We start from the raw sequence: 22,312 nt of genomic DNA, 5'->3' as shown, positions 1-22,312 counted from the left end.
CATGAGCCGGGTGCTGGGTATAGACGGCGGGGCCAGCAGCAGCAAATGGGCGGTGCTGGACGCTGCGGGCCAGGTGGTGGCCCAGGGGCGCGCCGCACCCATCGTGGGGCATCTGTTCAACGAGGAAATGCGGGCGCAGGTGTGGGTCGCGCTGGATGCCCTGCTAGCGGAAACCAGCCCCTATGCGCCCGCTGCGGTGGTGGCGGGTATCACCGGCCTGGACGGGGGCACCCCGGAGGCCCGGCACTTTGGCGCGCACATCGCGCGGGCGCTGGGACTTGCCGATGAGCGGGTGCGGGTGCTCAACGACATGGACCTGGTCTACCGGGCCCATTTTGCCCCCGGCGAGGGGGTGGTGGTCTATGCTGGAACCGGCTCGGTGGCCTATAGCATTGCCCCGGATGGCGCCGTTTATCGGGCCGGGGGGCATGGCTACCTGATTGGCGATGAAGGGGCCGGCTTTTGGATTGGCAAGACCGCCCTGCGCCACCTGCTGCGCTGGCACGATGCGGGACTGGATACGGCTTCCTACCCGCTGGCCCGACAGCTATACGCCATGCTGGGGGGCCGCGACTGGCCCCGCATCCGCGCCTATGTGTATGGGGGCGGGCGGCAGGCCGTGGCGGCGCTGGCCCCGGCGGTGGGGCGGGCCGCCGAGGAGGGCGACGAGACCGCCACCCAGGTGCTGCTCCAGGCCGGGCGCGAGCTGGCTGAACTGGCCCTGACCTTGCGGCACCGCCTGGGACCGCTGCCGGTGGTGCTGTGTGGGGGGGCCTTGCAGGTCAGCCCCCTGATTGAGCAGGGGGCCAGGGAACTGCTCGAGTTCACGGTGCAGTACGCCTCGAGCGCCGAAGCGGCGGCCCGCATGGCCCTGGAAATCTTGAAGGCTGAAGGCCAATCCGATGCGTTTTGATGGAGCCCTATGAGCAAACTCCTGGCCACCGAGCAGATTAGCGAAGCCCACCGCGACCTCGAGACCCGCACCCCCCTCGAAGTCGTACAAGCCCTGGTCAACGACCAGACCCTCGCGGTGGCGGCGGTGCAGCGGGCCGCACCCCAGCTTGCCGAAGCCGTCGAACGGGCCGCCGAGCGGATGCACGCAGGCGGGCGCTTGATTTATGTGGGCGCCGGCACCAGCGGGCGGCTGGGTCAGCTCGACGCCTCCGAGCTCCCGCCCACCTTCTCCTGGCCGCCGGAGCGGGCTTTGGCCTGCATTGCAGGGGGGCCGGAAGCCCTCTGGCAGGCGGTGGAGGGGGCTGAAGACGACTACGAGGCCGGCAGGCGCGACCTGCTGGCCCTGCACCCCACCCCAAGCGATGTGGTTATCGGCATTGCCGCCTCGGGTACCACCCCCTACCCCCTGGGGGCGGTGGCGGCAGCCCGGGAAGCGGGGGCCCTGACCATCGGCCTCGCCAACAACCCCGAGACCCCCCTTGTGCAGCAGAGCCAGCTGGGCATTGTGCTGGACACCGGCCCCGAGGTGATTTCAGGCTCCACCCGGCTCAAGGCCGGAACCGCCCAGAAGATTGCCCTCAACGCCTTTTCCAGCGCCCTGATGGTGCGCCTGGGCAAGGTGTACGGCAACCTGATGGTGGACGTGCAGGCCACCAACGCCAAGCTGCTGGCGCGCGCGGTGCGGCTCACGGTGGCGGCCACCGGGGCCCCGGAGGAAGAAGCCAGGGCGGCCCTCGAGCGCTCCGGCTACCGGGTCAAGACCGCCATCGTCATGCTGAAGAAAAACCTGGACGCCGAGGCCGCCCAGGCGCTGCTGGACAGGGTGGGTGGCAACGTGCGGATGGCGCTCGGTGGCTAGGGGTGGTCGTTTGCTGGTTGATTTGAGGGAGGGTTGCCCGGCATCGGGGCGAGGAAGTGTCGGGGAGGCCGGCGCACCCAATGCCTTGCTGTGGCCGAAAACACACATCAGAGCGAACTGCCGTGCCTTTTGCTGCACAGTTCCAACCTGCCTTATCCCGATTTGATTTGCGTGAACCGCCCAACACCAACTTTGCTTCCAGAGGAATTAGGGGTTTGGAGTTAGAGGCAGACCCAGCACGCCCCACCCTGGAACATTGGTCGTACGCCCAAGGTGGGCATTACCCGTTCTTGGCTGATTGCAAATCCCGACTCAAGAGAAACCCCTCCAAGGCCCGCCCCGCGTTGCGCACGTGGGTTCGCATGGCGGCCTCGGCGGCTTCGGGGTTCTTTTCCTGCACGGCCTGCAAAATGGCCTCGTGCTCGGCCCGCGACCTGGGCAGGCGGCCCGGGATGGCCGCCGAACTGTTGATGAGCATGCGAATCTGGCCGTCTATGGTCTCGGCGGTGGCCAGCAGGCGCCGGCTGCCCGAAGCCTCCCAGAAGCTGCGGTGGAATTCCAGGTCGAGGTCGCCATAGGCCTCAATGTCGCCCCGCTCGGCGGCTTCGCGCTGTTTGCAGAGGAGTTTTTCCAGCTTTTTTTGCAGGGCTTTGCCGCTATGCTCCACTGCCAGGCGGGCCGCCAACCCCTCCAGCACCTCGCGCAGGCCGTAGATTTCCCGCACGTCCTCCAAGCTGGGCTCCAGCACAAAGTAGCCCCGGTGGGGTACGGCGACCACCAGCCCTTCGCGCTCGAGGGCGCTCAGGGCCTCCTTGACCGGGGTGGGGGAGAGGCCCAGCTCCTCGGCCAGCACCCGCACCACCAGCTTTTGCCCGGGGGGGATTTTGCGGGACAGAATGGCCTGCCGCAGGGCTTTGTAGGCTTCGCGGTTCAGGGTGGTTCGGGCCAGCGCCATATTTGTCCGTAAGTTTAGCACATTGACCATAAAAGATTTTAGATATAAAATCCCATCCAAAGCAAAGGAGGGTTCGTGGCACATAGAGCTTTAGCGCACAAGAGCACCGATGATGTGGCGGTAGCCGTCGCCGACCTGAAAGCCGGCGAGGAGCTGACCATCCAGAGCCTCGAGGGGGGAAAGCCGCACAAAGTCAAGCTGCTAGAGGATATTCCCCTGGGGCACAAGCTTGCCCTCAAAGACCTGCCCGAGGGCCATGTGGTCATCGAGTACGGGGAGAAGGTGGGCCAAATGACCCAGGCCGTTCCCAAGGGCGGCTACGTGCACGTGCACAACCTCCGCACGCTGCGCTGGAACTACGGCCAGAAAGCCAAAAGCGCAAAGCCGAAGGCCCCGGGCCGGGCTAAAAGGAGCCGCTAATGCCTAGAAAAAGCCCTTCCAGCATGCAACTCAGCGGCTACCGCCGACCCAACGGCGCGGTGGGGGTGCGTAACCATGTGCTCATCCTGCCGGTGGACGACCTCTCCAACGCCGCCGCCGAGGGGGTGGCCCGGCTGATTCACGGCACCACCGCCCTGCCTCACCCCTACGGACGCTTGCAGTTTGGCGAAGACCTCGAGCTCACCTTCCGCACCCTCTCGGGCCACGGGGCCAACCCCAACGTGCACGGGGTGGTGGTGATCGGTATCGAGCCCAAGTGGACCGAGCGGGTGGCCTCGGCCATCGCCAAAACCGGCAAGCCCGTGGAGACCTTCTCCATCGAGCGCCACGGCGACCTCAACGTCATCAACGCGGCCAGCCGGGTGGCCTACCAGATGGCGCAGGATGCCTCCGAGCTGCGGCGCGAGCCAATCCAGGTTTCCGAGCTGGTGCTCTCCATCAAGTGCGGGGAGTCCGACCCTACCCTGGGTTTGGCTGGCAACAAAGCCCAGGGCCGGGCGGTGGATCGGCTGGTGGACATGGGGGCCTCGGTCATTTTCGGCGAGACCTCCGAGCTCACCGGCGGCGAGCACCTGATTGCCAACCGCTGCGCCACCCCCGCCCTCAAGCGCAAGTTCATGCAGATTTACCAGGACTACATCGCCATGATTGAGGCCCAGGGGGTAGACCTGCTGGGCTCGCAGCCCACCGAGGGCAACATTCGGGGGGGCCTCTCCACCATCGAGGAAAAAGCCCTGGGCAACATCCAGAAAACCGGCACAAGGCCCGTAAACGCCGTGCTGAACTACGCCGAGCCGGTCAAGCCGGGCCAGGGGCTGGTCTTCATGAACAGCTCTTCGGCGGGGGCCGAGCAGGTTACCCTTTGCGCGGCGGGGGGCAGTGTGCTGCACTTCTTCACCACCGGTCAGGGCAACATCGTGGGGCACCCCCTGATTCCGGTCATCAAGGTCTCGCCCAACCCCATCACCTGCTCGACCATGAGCGAACACATCGACGTAAAGCTGCCCGACCTGCTGGTCGGCGACATCAACCTCGACCAGGCCGCCGACCGCATCCTCGAGGTCTTCGCCCGCACCGTGAACGGGCGCCTGACCGCCGCCGAGCTGCTGCGGCACCAGGAGTTTGTGATTACCAAGCTCTATCCGAGCGCCTAAAGCCGAAAGCTGAAGGCCAAGGGCCAAACACCACACGCTTTCAGCTCGGCACATCTGTTTTTGCCATGATTATCGTTTGCGAGTTCATCACGCCCAGCGGGCTGGCGCGCCTGCGGCAGGGGGGCCTCGAGGTCTTCTACGACCCCAACCTCTGGAAAGACCGCGAGGCCCTCAAGGCCCGTCTGGCGAACGCAACCGCCCTGGTGGTGCGCAACCAGACCCTGGTGAACGCCGACCTGCTGGCGGCTGCGCCGAACCTCAAGGTGGTGGGGCGGCTCGGGGTGGGTCTGGACAACATCGTGCAGCCCGACCTCAAAGCCCGGGGCGTGCAGCTTTACTTCGCCCGTGGCATCAATGCCGGTGCAGTGGCCGAGTACGTGCTGGCGGCCATGCTGCACCTGGCCCGCAACATCGCGGGGGGGGCCGCCCATGTGGCCGGGGGCGGCTGGAACCGGGCCGCTTTTGGGGGCTTCGAGCTTTCGGGTAAAACCCTCGGGCTGGTGGGCCTGGGTGAGGTGGGTTTGCGGGTCGCCAAGCGGGCCAGAGCCTTCGGCATGAAGGTGGTGGCCGCTGACCCCATGCGCCTGCCCTGGGAGAGCGCGGTGGAAGACCTGGAAATTCATCTGGTCTCCACCGCCGAGGTGCTGCGTTCTGCCCACTTCCTCTCGCTGCACGCGCCCCTCACGCCCGAAACCAAAGAGCTAATCCGGGCCGAGACCCTGGCCCAGATGCGCCCAGGCAGCTACCTGATCAACACGGCGCGGGGTGAGCTGGTCAACCAGGCCGACCTGGTGGCCGCCCTGCGCAGGGGGCACCTGGCCGGGGCGGTGCTGGACGTGGTAGACCCCGAGCCCCTGCCGGCAGAGCACGTGCTGCGGGGTGTGGATAACCTGTGGATAACCCCCCATGTGGCCGGTCTGACCGCCGAGGCCCAGGAGGCGGTGGGGCTGCGGGTGGCCGAAGGCGTGCTGAACCTTCTGGGGGTGGCATGAAGCTTCCCTACCCCGAACTCAGGCGGGCCGTGGCGGATCACTTCCACCACCTGGGGTTGGCCCTGGACCACGCCGATGAGCTGGCCGAGGTGATCCTCGAGGCCGAACTCGAGGGCAACCTGGGGCACGGCCTGACCCGGATGGCCCAGTACACCGCCCAGCTCCAGGCCGGGGGGCTCAACCCCAGGCCGCAGATGCGCCTGGAGCGCCCCAGGCCCTCGGTGGCGGTGCTGCACGCCGACGGTGCGCCAGGGCCGGTGGCCGGGTTGTTTGCGGTACGGGTGCTGGCCCCCATGGCCCAAGAGCAGGGGAGTGCCAGCCTGGCCGTGCGCGGGGCCGGACACTCCGGGGTCTTGTCGGCTTACGTGGGCCGGCTGGCCCAGCAGGGGCTGGTGGCCCTGGCCTTTGCCAACACCCCGCCGGCCATTGCGCCGGGGCCGGTGCTCGGCACCAACCCCATCGCCCTGGCTGCGCCGGCATACCCCCAACCCATCGTCATCGACACCTCCATCTCGGTGGTGGCGCGGGGCAAGATTATTGCCGCCTCCAAAAAAGGCGAGCCCATCCCGGAGGGCTGGGCGCTCGACAAGGAAGGCCGGCCCACCACCGACGCCAAAGCCGCCCTGGAAGGCGCCTTGATTCCCATCGGGGAGGGGAAAGGCTACGCTCTGGCGGTGCTGGTGGAAATCCTGGCCGGGGCGCTGGCGGGGGATATCCTCTCGCCCGAGCTGCCCCTGCCCTGGATGCCCCCTGAGCAGGCCGCCAAGCCGGGGCTTTTGTTGCTGGCGCTCGAGCCAGAGGCCTTCGGTAGCGGCTATGCGGGCCGGGTGGCCCAGCTCATTCAGGCTCTTGAAGCGGTCGGAGGCCGGATTCCCGGGGCCCGCCGCGCCGCTTTGCGAGAGAAAGCTTTACAAGAGGGAGTGGAGATCAGCGAGACCCTACAGGCCGAACTCAGTAAACTAGGTGTACATCTACAAGGAGGAGGAAGATGAAGAAGCTCTTTTGGCTCTTGGTTGTGGTGTTGGTGGCGTCTATGGCGCTGGCCCAGCAGACCCGCCTGCGGGTGTTTGTGGGGGGGCAGCAGCGCCCCGACGTGATGCGGAAAATCTTCGACCTGTACCAGTCGCGTACCCCTGGGGTGCGGGTGGACGTGGAGGTGGGGGGGGCTACCTCCGACCAGCAGCAGCAGTACCTGACCACCGTGCTGGCCTCGCGCGACCCCAGCATTGACGTGATCCTGATTGACGTCATCCGCCCGGCCCAGTACCTGGCCAGCCGCTGGGCCGACACCATCGACAAATACCTGCCGGCGGCCTCGAGGCAGGCCCTCCTGCGCCAGTACCTGCCGGCTTACTCGCAGGCCAACGTGATCAACGGCCAGCTGGTGGCCCTGCCGGGCTTTGCCGATGCCATGTTCCTCTACTACCGGGCCGACCTCCTGGAAAAGTACGGTCTCAAGCCCCCCACCACCTGGGATGAGGCCATCCAGCAGGCCCAGACCATCTTGCAGCGCGAAGGCAACCCCAACCTCAACGGCATCGGTTTCATCGGGGCCCCCGCGGAAGGCGCGGTCTGCACCTTCTTGCTGCCGGTCTGGGCCGCCGGTGGGGATGTCACCAACGCCCAGGGGCAGTTTAGCCTTACCGTAGAGCAGGCCCAGCGGGCCTTGCAGTTCTGGGTGGGCCTGATGGACCAGAAGGTCTCGCCGCCCAACATGGCCGAAAAACCCCAGGACACCATCCGGCAGGAGATGCAGGCGGGCCGCTGGGTGTTCGGCACCATGTTTGCCTACGCCTGGAACAGGTTCCAAAACGATGCCGACAGCCAGGTCAAGGGCAAGATTGGCGTGGTGCCCCTGCCCGCCTTTGCCGGGGGCCGTCAGGCCAGCTGCTTGGGCGGCTGGCAGTGGGTGGTCTCGGACTTCAGCCGGAACAAGGCCCAGGCCCACAAGCTGGTGCGCTTCCTCTCCAGCCCGGAAGTCTCCAAGATTCTGGCCATCGAGGCCTCCAACCTGCCGGTCTTCCCCTCGCTCTACCGCGACCCGGATATTCTTCGGGTGAACCCCTGGTTCGGCCAGGCCCTGCCGGTGGTGCAGGCGGCCCGGGCCCGGCCCCAACACCCGCGCTATGCCGAGATTTCCGAAGCCATCCGGGTGACCACCAACCAGGTGCTGGCCCGGCAAAAGACCCCCGAACAGGGCGCCCGCGAGATTGTGACCCGCTTGCAGGCCATCTACGGCGGTAGATAGCGGTAGATAAGGGCTTGCCAGACCCACGGGAGGCCACCCCCGGTGGCTTCCCGTGTAAAGGAAGTGACCTATGACCCAGCCACAGCCCAGAATCCGCCGCAGTTTCGGCGACTTAAGCGAGCGTGCGCTGGCCTTCTGGCTGCTGGTTCCGGCAGCCTTGCTCCTGGGGCTGGTGGCGCTGTATCCGGTGGGGCGGCTTCTGTACACCAGCCTGTTCCTTCGCCGCCTGACCGATGAGACCGGCAACAATCCGGTTTTTGTGGGCTTCCAGAACTTCGCACAAGCCTTCTCCGACGAGCGTTTCTGGACGGCCTTGTGGAATACCCTGCTGATTGTGCTGGTCACGGTGCCGGGCGCGCTGGTGGTGGGTCTTCTGCTGGCCTTGCTGGCCAACCTGCCTTTTCGCGTCAAGTGGCCCATCCGCCTGGGCTTGCTGCTGCCCTGGGCCCTGCCGCTGGTCTTTGCAGGGCTTATTTTCCGCTGGTTTTTCGACAGCCAGTACGGGGTGGTCAACGACGTAATCGTGCGCTTAGGGGGCGAACGCCTGCTCTGGGTGACCACGCCAGAACTTCTCTTCTGGGCCATCTGCTTCAGCATCATCTGGAAGAGCAGCTCCTTCGTGGCCCTCATTTTGCTGGCGGGTTTGCAGGTGATTCCCAAGGAGCTTTACGAGTCGGCGGCGGTGGACGGCGCCAACCGCTGGCAGAGCTTCTGGCGCATCACCCTGCCGCTTTTGCTGCCGGCCATCCTGGTAGCGGCCATCTTCCGCACCATCACCGCCTTCCAGACCTTCGACATCCCCTTCGCCATGCAGAACGGGGGCAGCGCCTTCGAGACCCTGGCCATGTACGTGCGCACCATGAGCATCGAGAACCTGAACTTCGGCTATGGCTCGGCGTTGGCGGTGCTGATGTTTCTGATTAGCTTCGCGGTCACGCTGGTGTATTTGCGCTACGTGAGGGGGGCCGATGACTAGCCGAAGCCCCGCACGGAGGGGTATATGAAGGATAACCCGCGCATCTGGCTCTGGATTGCGGCGGCCATTGTGGTCATCAACGGCTTTTTCCCGGCGGTGTGGATTCTGCTCACCTCCTTCAAAACCGAGAGCGAGCTGACCCGCATCCCCATTACCTGGCTGCCGGAAAGCCCGACCCTGCAGAACTACGTGCAGGCCTTTACCAACGCCCCCATCCTGCGCTACTTTCTGAACAGCCTGATTGTGGCGGGTGGGGCCACGCTCTTGTGTGTGTTGGTGTCGGCACTGGCGGCCTATGCCCTGGCCCGTTTGCGGATTCCCAACAAGACCCTGATTTTCTCGCTGCTGGTGGGGGTCTCGATGTTCCCCACGGTGACCTTGCTGCTGCCCCTCTTCGAGATGGTGCTGGCCCTGGGGCTTCGCAACAACTACATCGCCCTGATCCTGCCCCACGCGGCCCTCTCGATTCCGGTGGCTACGCTGGTGCTGGTCAGCTTTTTTCAGGGCATCCCCAAGGACCTGGAGTCGGCGGCCATGGTGGACGGCTGCTCCCGCCTGGGGGCGCTGTGGCGCATTGTGGTGCCGCTTTCGGCGCCGGGGGTGTTTACCGCCAGCATTCTGGCCTTTGTGAACAGTTGGGACGAGTTTTTGCTGGCCCTGACCCTGATGCCCTCCCAGGCCATGCGTACCCTGCCGGTGGGCATCCAGTTTTTGCAGGGCGAATATAGCTTTCCCTGGCCGCTCATCTCAGCGGCGCTGGTGATTGCGCTGGTGCCGGTGGCGCTGGTGATTGCCATCTTCCAGGAGCGGGTGGTGGGGGGTCTGACGCAGGGAGGGGTGAAGGGTTAGGGTGCGGTCTGGGGTCAGTGGCAAAAAAGGGATGTATCTGGAGGCTTTCCGTCACTCACTTATGCTTCGAATCGGTTTAGTGCCCATCGTGCGGCCCCTCTTCCGGGGGTCGCGTTTTGGCCTCGAGCACACCTCCCGCCGTGCCCTGGAAGCCCTGGGCCGCGAGCTGGGCTTTGAGCTGGCCTTTGTATCAGAGCCGGTGGCCGACGCCGCCCAGGCCGAGGCCGCGGCCCGCGCGGCAGAGGCCGCCCGGCTGGACTTGCTGCTGGTGCAGCACGTGACCTTTGCCACCGGCGAGGCCTTCTTGCCCCTGCTGAAGCTGCCCATCCCGGTTGGGCTGTGGGCCCTGCCCGAGGTGTGGGACACCGGGCCCCTGCCGCAGAACGCCATCTGCGGGCTCAACCTGGGGGTCTCGCTGGCCGAGCAGCCGACCAAGTGGTTCTACGGGGCGGTGGAGGATGTCTGGTTCCAGGCCCGCCTGAAGCTTACCCTGGGGGCTTTGCGCGGCGCAAAGGTGCTGCGCAAGGGGCGGGTGCTGGCCCTGGGCGGCCATGCGCCCGGCTTTTTTGCCTTTGCCGCCCTGCCGGAGACCGGCCTGACGGTGGAGAAGGCCGAGCTTGGCGAGCTATGGGAAGCCCTGGCGGCGGTGCCGGAGGAAGCGGTGGCGGAGCGGGCGGCGGCCTTCCGCGAGCTTTCCGAGTATCCGGTCGAAGCGCTCCGCGAGCTGTTTCGCCTCGAGCTGGCCCTGGAAAAGCTGGCCCAGCCCTACGACGGGGTGGCCCTGCGCGAGTGGCCCGAAATTCCCGACCGGCTGGGGGTGATGGCCTACGCCGCCATGGCCCGCCTGGCCGACCAGGGCTACACCCTGGCCCCCGAGGGCGATGTGATGGGCCTGGCCAGCCTGCTGGCCCTGCGGGCCATCTCGGGCCAGCCGGCCATCTTGCTGGACATCTCGCACTTTTCGCCCAAAGGTCTGATGCTCTGGCATGGCGGCGAGGCTCCCCAGGCCTGGGCCGGGGGCCCCACCCGGCTGGTGCCGCACTTCAACCGCCACCTGCCGGCGGTGCGCGATATGCCCTTGCGGGCCGGGCCCATTACCGGCTTGCGGCTGCTGCCGGGCCGCAGAGCCGTGGTGCACGGGGGTTTGCTGAACGGCGAGAAGGGCTACGACGGCGACTCGAGCTACCTCACCCGCCCCACCTGGGCCAGCGAGCCCCTCACCCCCCGGCAGTTCCTGGCCAGCTGGTTCAACCACCGCATCCCCCACCACCTGGCGGTGGGAATGGGCGCTTTCGAGGAAGTGCTGCTGGAGATGTGCGCCTGGCTGGGCCTCGAGGTGCTGCCCGCCCGCACGGAAGAACATAGACTGGTATGGTGAAGGTTCTGAGCGTAGGCTGGGCCAACCTCGACCAGCGCTACTACATCGAAGAGTTTCCCCCCCGCGAGAGCCGTACTGCCGTGCGGGCCTACCGCGAGACCCTGGGCGGCCCGGCGGCGGTAGCGGCGGTGGCGGCGGCCCGCCTGGGGGCCGAGGCCCATCTGCTCAGTCGCCGGGGCGACGATGCCGCTGGTGAGCGCCTGGAAGAGATGTTGCAGGCCGAAGGGGTCAAGGCCCATTTCCAACTGGGCGCGGCCACGCCGGTCTCGGCGGTGCTGGTGACACCGGAGGGCGAGCGGTTCATCTTCCCCTACCGGCCCGCCCTGCCCGAGGAGCTGGTTTTGAACGAGGAGCGCCTGCTCAAAGGAACCAGGGCCGTGCTGCTGGATGGGCGCTGGGCCGCCGCCGGCTATGGGCTGGGTCAGGCCGCCCGGGAGCGCGGTATTCCGGTGGTGCTCGACCTCGACCGCGACCGCGACGACGACTGGATGCTGACCCAGGTCGCCACCCATGTGGTGGCCTCGGAGGAGCTGGCCGCCAAGCTGGGGGGGGTTGAGGCCCTGCTGGCCCGTTTGCAGGCGCTGGGGGTGTTCGCTGCGGTGACCCTGGGCGCCGAGGGGGTGGCCCATCCCGGAGGACGGGTCGCGGCCCACCGGGTCCACGTGCAGGACACCACCGGGGCCGGGGATGTGTTCCACGGGGCCTTTGCCCTGGCCGTGGCCGAGGGCCAGGGGGATGTGGAGGCGCTCGAGTTCGCCAGCGCGGTGGCCGCCCTGCACTGCGCTAAGGGCCAGCCGCCCACCCTGGCGGAGGTGCGGGCCTTTTTGGGGGCTTGAGTGGGCTACATTGACGAACTGCGAGCGGCGGTGGGCGCACGGCCTCTTTTGATGGTGGGGGCTGGGGTGCTGCTATTAGACCCACAAAACCGCGTACTCCTGCAACACCGCACCGACACCCACGACTGGGCCACGCCGGGGGGCCAGCGAGCTGGGCGAGAGCCTGGAAGAAACCGCCCGGCGCGAACTGTGGGAAGAGACCGGCCTCAAGGTGGGCGACCTGCGCCTGTTTGCGCTGCTGTCGGGCCCCGAATACTACTACCGCTACCCCAACGGCGACGAGGTGTACAACGTGAGCGCGATGTTTGTGGGCCGCTATAGGGGTGAGCCCCTCCGGCTCGACCCAGAGGAAACCAAAGAGCTTCGATTTTTTGCCCTAAACGACCTGCCGCCCCTGATGGGGCCGGTTAACCAGAAAGCCCTGGAAATGCTCAAACAAGCCCTTGCCCAAGGAGACCTATGAAGACCACCCCCGCCAAGGCCCGTGCTTTTGCCCGGATTGGAGATGGCGCCATGCGGTTTGGCACCCTGGCCATTGACCAGCGACCCCCCTTAATGCACCTGGTCGCCCACGCCCTGGGCCGCGACCCCGAACAGGTAGGGCCCGAAGTGACCGAGCTAAAGGGCCTGCTGGCCGAGACCCTGGGCCGCGCCGTGACCGGCATCCTGATTGACCCGCACTACGCCTTTCCGGCGGCCATGCCCACCCTGCCGCGCGAGACCGGCCTGATGCTGACCCTCGAGCACCACCGCTTCGAGACCACCCCGGAAGGCTGGCGCAAGAGCGCCGTCATTCCCGGCTGGAGCGTGGAGCAGGCCGTGCGCATGGGGGCCGATGGCCTGAAGCTTCTGGCCTGGCACCGGCCCGATGCCCCGCCCGAGGTGGTGGAGCACCAGCTAAACCTGGTGCGCGAGGTCGGCGAGCAGTGCAAAAAAGCCGACCGCCTGTTCATCTTTGAGGTGCTGCCCTACCCGATTCCCGGCGAGGACGCCGCAACCTACAAGGCCCGGCTGCGCGAGATGTCGCTCGAGATTGCTGCGGCCTTTGCCGACCCTGGCTTTCACGTGGACCTCTACAAGCTGGCCTTTCCGGGGGCCGCCGAGCACGTGAAGGAGTTTGGCGGCAGCGGCTACACGCTGGCAGACCTGGAAGCCGACATGCGCGAATACACCAGGCTGCCCGCCCCCTGGCTGCTGCTTTCGGGGGGCCTGGGGGCCGATCAGTTCGTGCAGATGCTGGAAGCGGCCTTAGCCGCCGGGGCACGGGGCTACCTGGCAGGCCGCGCGGTCTGGCAGCACCCCCTCCGCTTTTACCCCGACCGCAACCGGGTGCGCCAGGCTTTGCTCGAGGAGGGCCTGGGCACCCTTGACCGCTTGAACGAACTCCTGCGCACCCTCAAGCCCATGTACCCCGAGGCAGACTGGCAGCTCGCCGGGGTGGCGGGGTAGCTACTCCCGCGTCAAAACTCACCACGCAGATTGCTCTTCTTCCAGCCCTGGGGCGGCGTGTAGTCGAAGATGTCGAAGGTCTCGGCCAGGACACCTCCCCAGCCGAACCCCATCAGAAGAATTGCACCCACCAGGCCACGCAGCGGTTTCATCCACACACCTCCTCAGGTTCGCTACCAGCTTACGCGACGGTGGATGACTGAAGCATGACCAGAACAGTGTTTGGGTGCGCAGGGGATTAGAAAGTGTTAATTGCCTGGGTCTTGGGGTGCACAATGATTGGAAGAAGGATCAGATTTGGGGTAAAAGTGCTTTAGTATTTTATGAGAACGGCGAAATGAGAAGAACATTTCCTGGTGGGTATCGTCCGACCGCTTTTTCCTTACTTATGCTCTTCTTAAAAATGGAGGAGGGTTTATTTAGCATTCTAACTGGTGTTTCTTGTGCCCTCCTAAGAGTTATTGTCAGTGCTTCCTCAGGGTATGTGTAAGACTAGGTACTCAAACATGAACAACCGACCCCTCAAAACTTGCGACGAGTGCGGGAGCTCGTTCTTTGCCGACACGTCGCGCATGGACTCACTTTGTCCAGAGTGTGCGCATCTGCTGTACGGATATGAGCCGTGTGTTCACGTATTCGTGAACGGGCGTTGTGTGAACTGCCATTGGGACGGCTCTGTTTCAGATTATGGACGGAAGCTCAAAGAAGAGCGAGGCGATGGCGGTTTGGATGCGTGACTCGAGCGCTGAGTACACAGTCGTAAAGATACCCATACACTCCCACAAGATTCCAAAGAGTGATAGCCCTCAAGCCCCTCCCTACCGCGTAGGGAGGGTTGGGGAGGGTATCGGACAAGACCCCCAATCTGCTGGTTGCGTGAAGGGCCAGGTCAGCCACCCCACCTGGCCTCCCCTACGAGGTAGGGGAGGAACAGAGCGAGTCCAGGCTAGGATTGACTTATCACTCACCGTGCGGGTGTGGTTGTACGGGCTTTTATGTGACACAGTAATGAGTGACCTGGTATGTAAATTTCAGTGTCATTCCGAACGGAGCGAAGCGAAGTGAGGAATCTGATGCGCTATTGTCCTCTGCATTTACTATCCCTTTGCCGAGCCAGATTCCTCGTCGCACTTCGTGCGCCTCGGAATAACGGTGGGGGTCGAGGGGCGCCGCTGAGTTTTTTGAGAAAACCCCTGCTTCGTTAACTGAATGCGCTATGCCAGGTGCCCCAACCCACTGGCCCCCAGCAACTCCTTCACCATCACCTTTTCCCCCCGCTTGACCGACTCCTCCGCCGCCACCCCCACCACCACACTCCAGAAGCCCTCTTCGGCGGTGGCGGCGGTGCTGGGCTGGCCGTCCATGGCCTCGATCCAGCGCAGGTGCTCGTAGTAGGTGGCCCCGCTGTGGCCGGTCTCCTCGATGACGGCGGGGTAGCTGGGGGTCATGGTGCGGGAGGTGCGGTCGGGGAGGGCAATCACTTCCAGGTAGTTCTCCCACTTGGAGTAGGCCTGGCCGTTCACGCCCTCGCTGGCCTTGAGGCGGCCTTCGTCGCCGCAGATGACGATTTCCTCGTAAACCATGGGGGCAAACATGCACAGGTTGAAGTTGGCCCGCACCCCGTTTTGGTACTCCACAATCACAAAGGCGTTGTCCAGGATGTCCGACTTCTCGCCGCCGTACTCGAAGTCACGGAAGTTGACCGCCTGGCTGCCCGAGGCATACACACTCACCGGGCGTGACTCGGCAAACAGGTTGAACAAATCGAAGTAGTGGCAGCACTTTTCCACCAGGGTGCCGCCCGAGTATTTGGAGAACTTGTTCCACTGCTTCACTTTGTCCAGAAAGGGTTCGCGGTGCTCGAGGATGGTCAGGGTCTTGATCTCGCCCAGGCTGCGCCGCACTTTGGCCTCGTGGATGGCCTCCACGTAGATGGGCTTGTAGCGGTACTGAAGGCCGATTTGCAGCACCTTGGGGTAGGCTTGGGCCATCTGCCAGATTTCGTAGGCATCCTTCAGGTTGGTGGCCATGGGCTTTTCCAGCAGGATGTGCTTGCCCGACTGCACGGCCACCTTCAGCACCTCCAGGTGGGTGTGGTTGGGGGTGCAGATAATCAGGCCGTCCACTGCCGGGTCGTTGCAGGCGGCCTCGAGGCTCTCGTAGACCACCAGGGGCTCCGGGGTGAACTGGGCCTTGATGCGCTGGGCGGCCTCCACGCTGCTCCTATTGGGGTCGTACACACCGTGGATGGTGCAGCGGCCCTCGAGCAGCGTGACCTTGATGTGCTCCTGGCCGTTCACCCCCACCCCAATCACGTTAAAGCGGTACTTGAGGGGGCCGGGGTTCATCAGGAAGCGGTCTTCCGGCGGGACGTAGGCAAACTTGGGCGATAGGGCGTGGAGCCGGTTGGCGAACTCCTTGTGGCGCTTCATGGTTTTTAGATTATAAATCTAAAATCTGTTTTGCGAAAGCGTGGGATACAATCGGGGCACAGGAGGTTCTATGCCCTACATCCTTGCGCTAGACCAGGGAACCACCAGCAGCCGGGCCATTGTGTTTGACCTGGAGGGCCAACCCAGGGCCATGGCCCAGCAGGAGTTCATGCAGCACTTCCCCCAGCCGGGCTGGGTGGAGCACGACCCCCTGGAAATCTGGCAGACCCAGCGCCAGGTAGCCCGCGAGGCCATCCAGCAAGCCGCCATCCAGCCCGGCGAGATTGTGGCCCTGGGCATCACCAACCAGCGCGAGACCACCGTGCTGTGGGAGCGGGCCACCGGCAGGCCGGTGCACCGGGCCATTGTCTGGCAGGACCGCCGCACCGCCGGGATTTGCGATGAACTCAAGGCCCACGGCTACGAGGGGGTGTTCCGCCAGAAAACCGGCCTGGTGCTGGACGCCTATTTTTCGGGCACCAAGGTCAAGTGGCTTCTGGACAACCTGCCAGGGCTGCGCGAGCGGGCCGGAAAGGGCGAGCTGTGCTTTGGCACCATTGATAGCTGGCTGATTTACAACCTGACCGGGGGCCGGGTTCACGCCACCGATGTGTCCAACGCCTCGCGCACCCTGCTCTTCAACCTGCACACCCTGCGCTGGGACGAGCACCTGCTGGGCATCCTGGGCATCCCCAGGGCGCTGCTGCCGGAGGTGCGGCCCTCGGCGGGGCTCTTTGGCGAGACGCTTCCGGAGCTGTTGGGGGCGGCCATCCCGATTGCGGGGGTGGCGGGCGACCAGCAGGCCGCGCTCTTCGGGCAGGCCTGCTTTACCCCCGGCATGGCCAAAAACACCTACGGCACCGGCTGCTTCATGCTGATGAACACCGGCCAGACGCAGGTCGAGTCGAGGCGCGGCCTCCTGACCACGGTGGCCTGGCAGCTCGAGGGCGCACCGCCCGAGTACGCCCTGGAAGGCTCGGTGTTTGTGGCCGGGGCGGTGGTGCAGTGGCTGCGGGATGGCCTGGGCCTGATTCAGGCCTCGAGCGAGGTCGAACCCCTGGCCCGCCAGGTGCAAAGCACCGAGGGGGTGTACCTGGTGCCCGCCTTTGTGGGGCTGGGGGCCCCCCACTGGGATGCCTACGCCCGGGGCACCCTGGTGGGCCTGACCCGCGGCACCACCAAGGCCCACATCGCCCGGGCGGCCCTCGAGGCCATCGCCTACCAGAGCCGGGATGTGCTGGAAGCCATGGAGGCCGACTCGGGGCTGCCGCTTTCCGAGCTGCGGGTGGATGGCGGGGCCAGCGTCAACGACCTCTTGATGCAGTTCCAGGCCGACCTTCTGGGCACCCCGGTGGTGCGGCCCAAAGTGACCGAGACCACCGCGCTGGGGGCGGCCTACCTGGCGGGGGTGGGGGTGGGAATGCTCACCAAGGAGCAGATTGCCGAGCGCTGGGCGGTTGAGAAGCGCTTTGAGCCCGCCATGCCGCAGGCCGAGCGGGAGCGCTTGTACAGCGGCTGGAAAAAGGCCCTCGAGCGGGCCAAAAACTGGGTAGATAGCTGAAACGTTGCCAGGGCCTGCGACAGGGGCCTTTCATATCCAGGTCATACCGGGGTGCTACCATTGAACACGGAGGGAAATATGGATTTCAGGGAACTGGCCAACAAAGCCCGCGAGGCGGCGGAAAACGCACTCAAGCAGGCCGAAAGCAAATTCAACGAAGTGAAGGCCCACCTCGACAAGGACGGCGACGGGATACCGGATCAGCTCGAGGGGGTCATGAACCAGGCCAAACAGGCCGCCGAGCAGGCCAAGGCCAAGTTTGAAGAGCTTAAGGCCAACCTCGACAAAGACGGCGACGGCGTGCCGGATCAGCTCAAGCACCTGAGCGAACAGGCCCAGCACGCTGCCGAACAGGCAAGGGCCAAGGCCGAGGAACTGGCCAAGGCCGCCCAGGAGCGCCTGGGCAAGAAAAGTTAGGAAAACCCCCGGCCCAGGGGCCATTCAGGCCCCTGGGTCTTGCTTTTACCGGGCTACCGTGAGGGTTGCACCGTTGATGGGTAAATTTCCTTCCACCAGGTCGGAAGCGCTGCCGGTTTCCACCGCGGTGATTCTCAGGCCATAGGTGAAGGCGGTGGGCTCGGGCGGGGAGGTGGCCGGCTGGGTGCAGGCCCCCAGCGTCAGGACTGTTAGGCCCATCAGCAACCAAAAGGGCCGCCTGCGCCGTTGGGCCGGGCCCCCGGCCAGGAACCCCAGGGCCAGCAGGCCGAAGCCCGCCAGGGCGGCCAGGGTTCCGGGGCGCACCTGGTCGTCGAGGTCGTAGGTGACCAGGTAGGTGACCTGCCGGGATTCCGGGGCTTCGGTGCTCAGGATGGGCCCTTCCAGCACCAGGGTGCCGTCGTCAATGGGGAACACCAGGGTCTGCACCAGCCGTTCTCCGGCATCCACCCTGCCGTTGGCGTTGGTGTCCTCGTAGAGCCGCACGGCGGTCAGGTCTTTGGCGTCGTGGCCGGTGCCCGATGCCTTCAAGAGGATGCGGGTCACGTAAAGATAGGGTTTTTGCTCCAGATCGTCGAAAATGGCGGGGAACTCGGTCTTGTTGGTGAGGGTGAACTGCAAGACCGGTAGGTTCCTTTGCCCCTTGCTGGCTTCCCGGGGGGCCGGGTTGGCGCTGCCGGCCTTGACCTCGAGGACGTTCTGCGGAAAAACGCTGGCATCGTAGTCCCCCGAATTGTTGGCCGGGTTGTTGTCGTTGCTGCTTTGAACCTCGAACTCCACCCGTACCCTGGCTACGTTGCGCGGAGTGAAGCGCACCCTCTGCGAAACGCTGCGACCCGCCGCCAGGTTGGGCAGGGTGCAGCTCACCTCGGGGCCTGCCTGCGTGCAGCCTGTGGTGGGCATCAGCTCGGCCCCGCCGGGCAGGGTGGCTTTGAGGCGCACGTTGCTGGCGGGGTCGGGGCCGGTGTTCTCCACCGTAACGCTAAACCCGTTGGGGGTGTGGACCGTCATGTTGGGGTTGTAGCCATAGCTTGAGATGCGCAGGTCGGCGGCGGCCAGCCCCAGGGCCGAGAGCATCAGGGCCGCCCAGGTTCCCAATCGGTTGAGGTGGATGGGTATGTTCACCGGTACCTCCTTGTATCGCGCATTTGCGATGACAGAGGTTACCCAGGCGAGCATGACTGAAGGATGACCGGAGGGGTGGTCGCTTCCTTGGGCAGCCCTTACAAGGAGGGCCAGACCAGCACCTCCTGCCCCACCCGCAGGTTGTGGAAGAACAGGGCATCGGAGGAGAGCAATAGCTGCGGCCCGACGTTGCTTCTGGCCTCGACGGGCATCTGCAGGATGCGTTCCTCGGTGCGCACCTCAACCTGGCTGAAGGGGCCGTAGTGGCTGCGCCAGGCCCGGAGCAGGTCGGTATCGAGGCGGGCTGCACTCGAGCCTTCCAGGCGGCCCACCACCAGGCGCACCGTGCGCGGGGTGCGGGCGGTGATCTGCACCAGCCCCAGCCGGGCCAGCCGACTCACGTTGAGGTTGACCACATCGCTTTTCATCCCGCTGATGGCGGCCAGGTCGAAGAGGCTGATGGGCTTGCCCATGTGCCTGAGGAGCTCGAACTCGTCGGGGGACAGGGTCAGGTGGGTGGTGCGGTTGGCATCGGTGAGCTGCACCTGGTCGAAGGGGCTCAGGTCGAGGCGGGCGTCCAGGAGGCGGATGGCCTCGAGCAGGTAGTTGTCCAGCGAGCCCTGCAGGCTCGACTGTTTGGCCCGCTCGCCCTTGAGGTAGCGAAACTTGCCTTCCTTGAGGCTCAGAATCGCCAGCAGCCCATCCTTGCCGATTTTGCCTTTGTACTGGGCGTGCACGGGCTGGCCGCGCTCGAGGTAGACCTCACCCCCCGGCACCTTGAAGGCCCCCGTCTGTCCGGCGTGTGAGAGCAGCTGCAAGATTTCGATGGGGCCCAGAAGCTCGAACGTACCATCCATAAAAGCGGGTTGTGCGCTGAGAATGCCGACGGATGCAGGTTACCCCCAGGGGCTTCAAAAGAGCATCCCACATTGTAGCAGGCGGCGTTGGAACGGCGCACCTTGGGGGTAGCCCACACCCTCGAGCATAGATGCGCTCCAAGGAAACGGGCCGCAGATTTGACCCGAAAACCGTTACGTGAAGGCGGGCGATACACCCTATCGAGTGGCCTCGAGGGTGCGCAACAGCAGGGGCAGGTAGCTCGAGCCAAAAAAATGCACGTGCACCAGCAGGTAGTAAAGCTGGTAGCGGGGAAGGGCCCGCTCAACCTCGGCGGGGATGGGATACAGCCCCCGGTACGACCGCCAAAACTGGGCCGGAAAGCCGCCAAAGAGGGTCATCATGGCCAGGTCCACCGCCCGTTCGCCCCACCAGACTGAGGGGTCCAGCAGGGCCGGGCCTCCCTGGGCATGGAGCACGTTCCCCTGCCACAAATCGCCGTGGAGCAAGGCCGGGCCTTCCTGGGGCAAAGGCTCTTTGAACAGGGCTTCGACCCGGGGCCCCAGCGGCCCCAGCTGGCTCCAGGTGGCTTCCAGGAGGGGTTGGAGGCGCTTCTCGAGCCAGAAGCGTTGCCAGTCGCTCTGGGTGCCGCTCGGCAGCTCAAAGCGGCCCAGAAAAACCCGGTCATCCCAGCCATAGGCCGGAGGGCGCAGCTGGTGCAGGGCAGCCAGCATCCGGGCCAGCCTTTCCCAGTCCGGCTCGCCGGGCGGCAGGTATTCCATGACCAGCCCCTCGTTGCAGGCCCAGTACACCGCAGGGGTGCGAAGACCCGCCTGAGCCAGGGCAAAAAGCCCCCTTGCCTCGGCCTGGAACATGCCCGCCGGGGGGCTTGGGTGGGTTTTGACCACGTAGGGCCCGGCCCGCCAGACCTGGCCCATATCGCCGCCGTGGAGCGGTTGCAGGGGGTATTCTTTGAGCCCGGCCTGGCGCAGCAGTTCAGTGGGGTGCATGGGTTTGCAAAAACACCTCGAGGGCCTCGTCTAGCATCTGGTAGACCTCTTCAAACTGCTCCAGGCCGCCGTAGTAGGGGTCGGGCACCTCGCCCCCGCCGTTCAGCTCCAGAATCAGGCGGGCCTTGCCCCGGTGCTGGGGGAAGCGCTGCTCGAGGGCCCGGAGGTTCTCCCGGTCCATCACGAAGATGTGCTCAAAGCGCTCGAGGTCTTCCGGGCGTATCTGGCGAGCGGTGTGGGGGAAGTGGGCGCCGTAGCGGGCCAGCACCCGCTCGGTGCGGGGGTCGGCGGGCTCGCCCTCGTGCCAGCCGCCGGTGCCGCAGGAGTCCACCTCGAACTGCCCCTCCAGGCCGCGCTCCTTGAGCTTGCGCCGCAGAATGCCCTCGGCCATGGGGCTGCGGCAGATGTTGCCCATGCACACAAAAAGCACCCGCTTCATAGCTTCACAATCACGCCCTCGTGCGGGCGCAGCTCGAGCACTCCTTCCACCCTCTCGTAGCGGTCAAGGTGGCTCGAGAGCAGAATTTCCCCGCCCCGGACGGAAAGCCGCCGGGCCTCGCCGGTGAAGTTCAGGGCCACCAGCACCTCGCCCCCCCGCAGGTAGGCGAAGACCCCCTCGGGGGCCTTGTAGCTCTGGTAGTTGCCTTGTAGGAGGGCCGGGGTCTCCCGCCGCACCACCAGCAGGGTGCGCACCAGGGTCAGCATGGAGGAGGGGTCGGCGTCCTGCACCTCCACGTTGCGCTCCACGTAGTCGGGGTTCACTGGCAGCCAGGGCTCTACCGTGCTAAAGCCGGCATAGGCGAAACCGCTCCACTGCATGGGGGTGCGCTCGGGGTCGCGGCCCGGGTCGAGGCCGTGCTCACCGGCGGCCCCCCGCTGGCGCAGGGCGGCGGGATCCTGTACCTTTTCGGGGGGAATAAGCCCGTCCACCATGCCAATCTCGTCGCCGTAGTACCAGGTCGGCGAGCCCCGCAGCGTAAAGAGCAGCATGGCCGCTACGCGGGCCTGCTCGTGCCCGATGCGGCTGGCCAGCCGGTGCTGGTCGTGGTTGCCCAGCACCCAGTTGGGGGTGGCAAAGGGCGGCAGGCTCCGCTCGTACTCCTCCACAATGGCGCGGATGTTCTCGGCGGTCCAGTGGGAGAGGCCCCTAAAGATTAGGTGGAAGTTGAAGGGCAGGTGGCAGCCGGGGCGCTCGGCGGTGCCGTAGTAGGGTATCAGCTTCTCGTAGGGCAGGTAAATCTCCCCTACCATTACCCGGTGCCCTGGATACTCGTCCAGCACGGCCCGCATCTCCTGCACGATCTCGCGGGTCTCGGGCTGGTCTTCCTGGTAGATGTGCAGGTGGCGGAAGCGGTCTATCTGGCCGGGCTGGTAGGCGGGGTTGTCGGGCTCGTCGCGGAAGAGGGCATCCTCCACCAGCAGCCAGAGCACATCCACGCGGAAGCCGTCCACGCCCTTGTCCAGCCAGAAGCGCATTACATCGTACATTGCCTTCCGCACCTCGGGGTTGCGCCAGTTGAGGTCGGGCTGCTCGGGCAGGAACTGGTGTAGGTAGTACTGGCCGGTCCTTTCGTCGAAGCTCCAGGAAGGCCCGCCAAAGAAGGACATCCAGTTGTTGGGGGGGCCGCCGTCTGGGGCCGGGTCGCGCCAGACGTACCAGTCGCGCTTGGGGTTGTCGCGGGACGAGCGCGACTCCAAAAACCAGGGGTGTTGGTCGGAGGTGTGGTTGGGCACGAAGTCTATCAGCACCTTGAGGCCCAGCCGGTGGGCTTCGGCCAGCAGCTCGTCAAAGTCTTTTAGGGTGCCGAAGATGGGGTCCAC

23 protein-coding genes are annotated in these 22,312 nt (G+C 65.5%); 15 read left to right on the top strand and 8 right to left on the bottom strand.

The features are described 5' to 3' along the window. Window position 1: 1 nt before the first annotated feature. On the top strand, window positions 2-913 hold the full coding sequence (locus NZN28_RS07485) for an N-acetylglucosamine kinase (protein ID WP_295396807.1): 912 nt from the start codon (window positions 2-4) through the stop codon (window positions 911-913). A 9-nt stretch (window positions 914-922) separates the two neighbouring features. Then, entirely contained in the window at window positions 923-1,813 is an 891-nt protein-coding gene (gene murQ, locus NZN28_RS07480; protein ID WP_295396805.1) for an N-acetylmuramic acid 6-phosphate etherase, read from the top strand. A 280-nt stretch (window positions 1,814-2,093) separates the two neighbouring features. Here murQ and NZN28_RS07475 read toward each other — a convergent pair whose 3' ends face one another. Then, a complete protein-coding gene (locus NZN28_RS07475) occupies window positions 2,094-2,768 on the bottom strand; it encodes a GntR family transcriptional regulator (RefSeq protein ID WP_295396803.1) in 675 nt (224 codons plus the stop codon). Between the two features lie 75 nt (window positions 2,769-2,843). Between NZN28_RS07475 and NZN28_RS07470 the strand changes: the two genes are divergently transcribed. From NZN28_RS07470 to NZN28_RS07420, 11 genes are all read left to right on the top strand, one after another. Then, a complete protein-coding gene (locus NZN28_RS07470; RefSeq protein WP_295396801.1) occupies window positions 2,844-3,188 on the top strand; it encodes a UxaA family hydrolase in 345 nt (114 codons plus the stop codon). Further along, the gene (locus NZN28_RS07465; RefSeq protein ID WP_295396798.1) at window positions 3,188-4,363 is read left to right on the top strand and encodes a UxaA family hydrolase; all 1,176 of its coding nucleotides are present in this window, start codon (window positions 3,188-3,190) and stop codon (window positions 4,361-4,363) included. Before NZN28_RS07470 ends, NZN28_RS07465 begins: the two co-directional genes overlap by 1 nt. Before the next feature lie 65 nt (window positions 4,364-4,428). Next, window positions 4,429-5,355: a hydroxyacid dehydrogenase gene (locus NZN28_RS07460; RefSeq protein ID WP_295396795.1), complete on the top strand. Its 927-nt coding sequence runs from the start codon at window positions 4,429-4,431 to the stop codon at window positions 5,353-5,355. Continuing rightward, window positions 5,352-6,347: an Ldh family oxidoreductase gene (locus NZN28_RS07455; RefSeq protein ID WP_295396793.1), complete on the top strand. Its 996-nt coding sequence runs from the start codon at window positions 5,352-5,354 to the stop codon at window positions 6,345-6,347. The genes NZN28_RS07460 and NZN28_RS07455 overlap by 4 nt, the downstream gene beginning before the upstream one ends. Beyond that, on the top strand, window positions 6,344-7,603 hold the full coding sequence (locus NZN28_RS07450; RefSeq protein ID WP_295396790.1) for an ABC transporter substrate-binding protein: 1,260 nt from the start codon (window positions 6,344-6,346) through the stop codon (window positions 7,601-7,603). Before NZN28_RS07455 ends, NZN28_RS07450 begins: the two co-directional genes overlap by 4 nt. Before the next feature lie 70 nt (window positions 7,604-7,673). Continuing rightward, on the top strand, window positions 7,674-8,579 hold the full coding sequence (locus NZN28_RS07445; protein WP_295396787.1) for a carbohydrate ABC transporter permease: 906 nt from the start codon (window positions 7,674-7,676) through the stop codon (window positions 8,577-8,579). A gap of 24 nt (window positions 8,580-8,603) precedes the next feature. Then, window positions 8,604-9,428, top strand: a complete 825-nt coding sequence (locus NZN28_RS07440; protein WP_295396784.1) for a carbohydrate ABC transporter permease — start codon at window positions 8,604-8,606, stop codon at window positions 9,426-9,428. A gap of 61 nt (window positions 9,429-9,489) precedes the next feature. Continuing rightward, the gene (locus tag NZN28_RS07435; protein ID WP_295396781.1) at window positions 9,490-10,806 is read left to right on the top strand and encodes a fucose isomerase; all 1,317 of its coding nucleotides are present in this window, start codon (window positions 9,490-9,492) and stop codon (window positions 10,804-10,806) included. Next, window positions 10,800-11,642, top strand: coding sequence for a PfkB family carbohydrate kinase (locus NZN28_RS07430; RefSeq protein ID WP_295396778.1), 843 nt, complete (start codon window positions 10,800-10,802; stop codon window positions 11,640-11,642). The genes NZN28_RS07435 and NZN28_RS07430 overlap by 7 nt, the downstream gene beginning before the upstream one ends. Before the next feature lie 151 nt (window positions 11,643-11,793). Beyond that, window positions 11,794-12,105 carry an NUDIX domain-containing protein gene (locus tag NZN28_RS07425; protein ID WP_295396822.1) on the top strand — a complete coding sequence of 104 codons (312 nt, stop codon included), beginning with the start codon at window positions 11,794-11,796 and terminating at the stop codon, window positions 12,103-12,105. Further along, window positions 12,102-13,091, top strand: a complete 990-nt coding sequence (locus NZN28_RS07420) for a tagatose 1,6-diphosphate aldolase (protein WP_295396776.1) — start codon at window positions 12,102-12,104, stop codon at window positions 13,089-13,091. The genes NZN28_RS07425 and NZN28_RS07420 overlap by 4 nt, the downstream gene beginning before the upstream one ends. 11 nt (window positions 13,092-13,102) lie before the next feature. On the opposite strand, the gene NZN28_RS07415 is transcribed toward NZN28_RS07420, so the two are convergent. Both NZN28_RS07415 and NZN28_RS07410 read right to left on the bottom strand, forming a co-directional pair. After that, window positions 13,103-13,243, bottom strand: a complete 141-nt coding sequence (locus NZN28_RS07415; RefSeq protein WP_295396773.1) for a hypothetical protein — start codon at window positions 13,241-13,243, stop codon at window positions 13,103-13,105. 1,062 nt (window positions 13,244-14,305) lie between these two features. Further along, complete coding sequence (locus NZN28_RS07410) at window positions 14,306-15,523, bottom strand: Gfo/Idh/MocA family oxidoreductase (RefSeq protein ID WP_295396771.1); 1,218 nt, start codon at window positions 15,521-15,523, stop codon at window positions 14,306-14,308. 70 nt (window positions 15,524-15,593) lie between these two features. On the opposite strand from NZN28_RS07410, the gene glpK reads away from it, so the two are divergent. Continuing rightward, a complete protein-coding gene (gene glpK / locus NZN28_RS07405; protein ID WP_295396769.1) occupies window positions 15,594-17,084 on the top strand; it encodes a glycerol kinase GlpK in 1,491 nt (496 codons plus the stop codon). 78 nt (window positions 17,085-17,162) lie between these two features. Further along, complete coding sequence (locus NZN28_RS07400) at window positions 17,163-17,501, top strand: dolichyl-phosphate-mannose-protein mannosyltransferase (protein WP_295396767.1); 339 nt, start codon at window positions 17,163-17,165, stop codon at window positions 17,499-17,501. Window positions 17,502-17,546: 45 nt separating this feature from the next. Here the strand turns inward: NZN28_RS07400 and NZN28_RS07395 are convergent, their stop codons facing one another. The 5 genes from NZN28_RS07395 to NZN28_RS07375 all read right to left on the bottom strand — a co-directional run. After that, window positions 17,547-18,644 carry a CARDB domain-containing protein gene (locus NZN28_RS07395; RefSeq protein WP_295396764.1) on the bottom strand — a complete coding sequence of 366 codons (1,098 nt, stop codon included), beginning with the start codon at window positions 18,642-18,644 and terminating at the stop codon, window positions 17,547-17,549. Window positions 18,645-18,742: 98 nt separating this feature from the next. Next, a complete protein-coding gene (locus tag NZN28_RS07390; protein ID WP_295396761.1) occupies window positions 18,743-19,501 on the bottom strand; it encodes a DUF4388 domain-containing protein in 759 nt (252 codons plus the stop codon). 198 nt (window positions 19,502-19,699) lie between these two features. After that, a complete protein-coding gene (locus NZN28_RS07385) occupies window positions 19,700-20,491 on the bottom strand; it encodes a fructosamine kinase family protein (protein WP_295396758.1) in 792 nt (263 codons plus the stop codon). After that, the gene (locus NZN28_RS07380; protein ID WP_295396756.1) at window positions 20,478-20,930 is read right to left on the bottom strand and encodes a low molecular weight protein-tyrosine-phosphatase; all 453 of its coding nucleotides are present in this window, start codon (window positions 20,928-20,930) and stop codon (window positions 20,478-20,480) included. Before NZN28_RS07380 ends, NZN28_RS07385 begins: the two co-directional genes overlap by 14 nt. After that, on the bottom strand, window positions 20,927-22,312 hold a 1,386-nt coding region (locus NZN28_RS07375; RefSeq protein ID WP_295396753.1), incomplete at its 5' end, for an alpha-amylase family glycosyl hydrolase. The genes NZN28_RS07375 and NZN28_RS07380, both read right to left, overlap by 4 nt.

This window comes from Meiothermus sp. (genome assembly GCF_025056915.1).
Taxonomy (GTDB): domain Bacteria; phylum Deinococcota; class Deinococci; order Deinococcales; family Thermaceae; genus Meiothermus.
The sequence above is the reverse complement of the archived record's forward strand: the minus strand, read 5'-3'. Positions and strand labels throughout refer to the sequence as shown.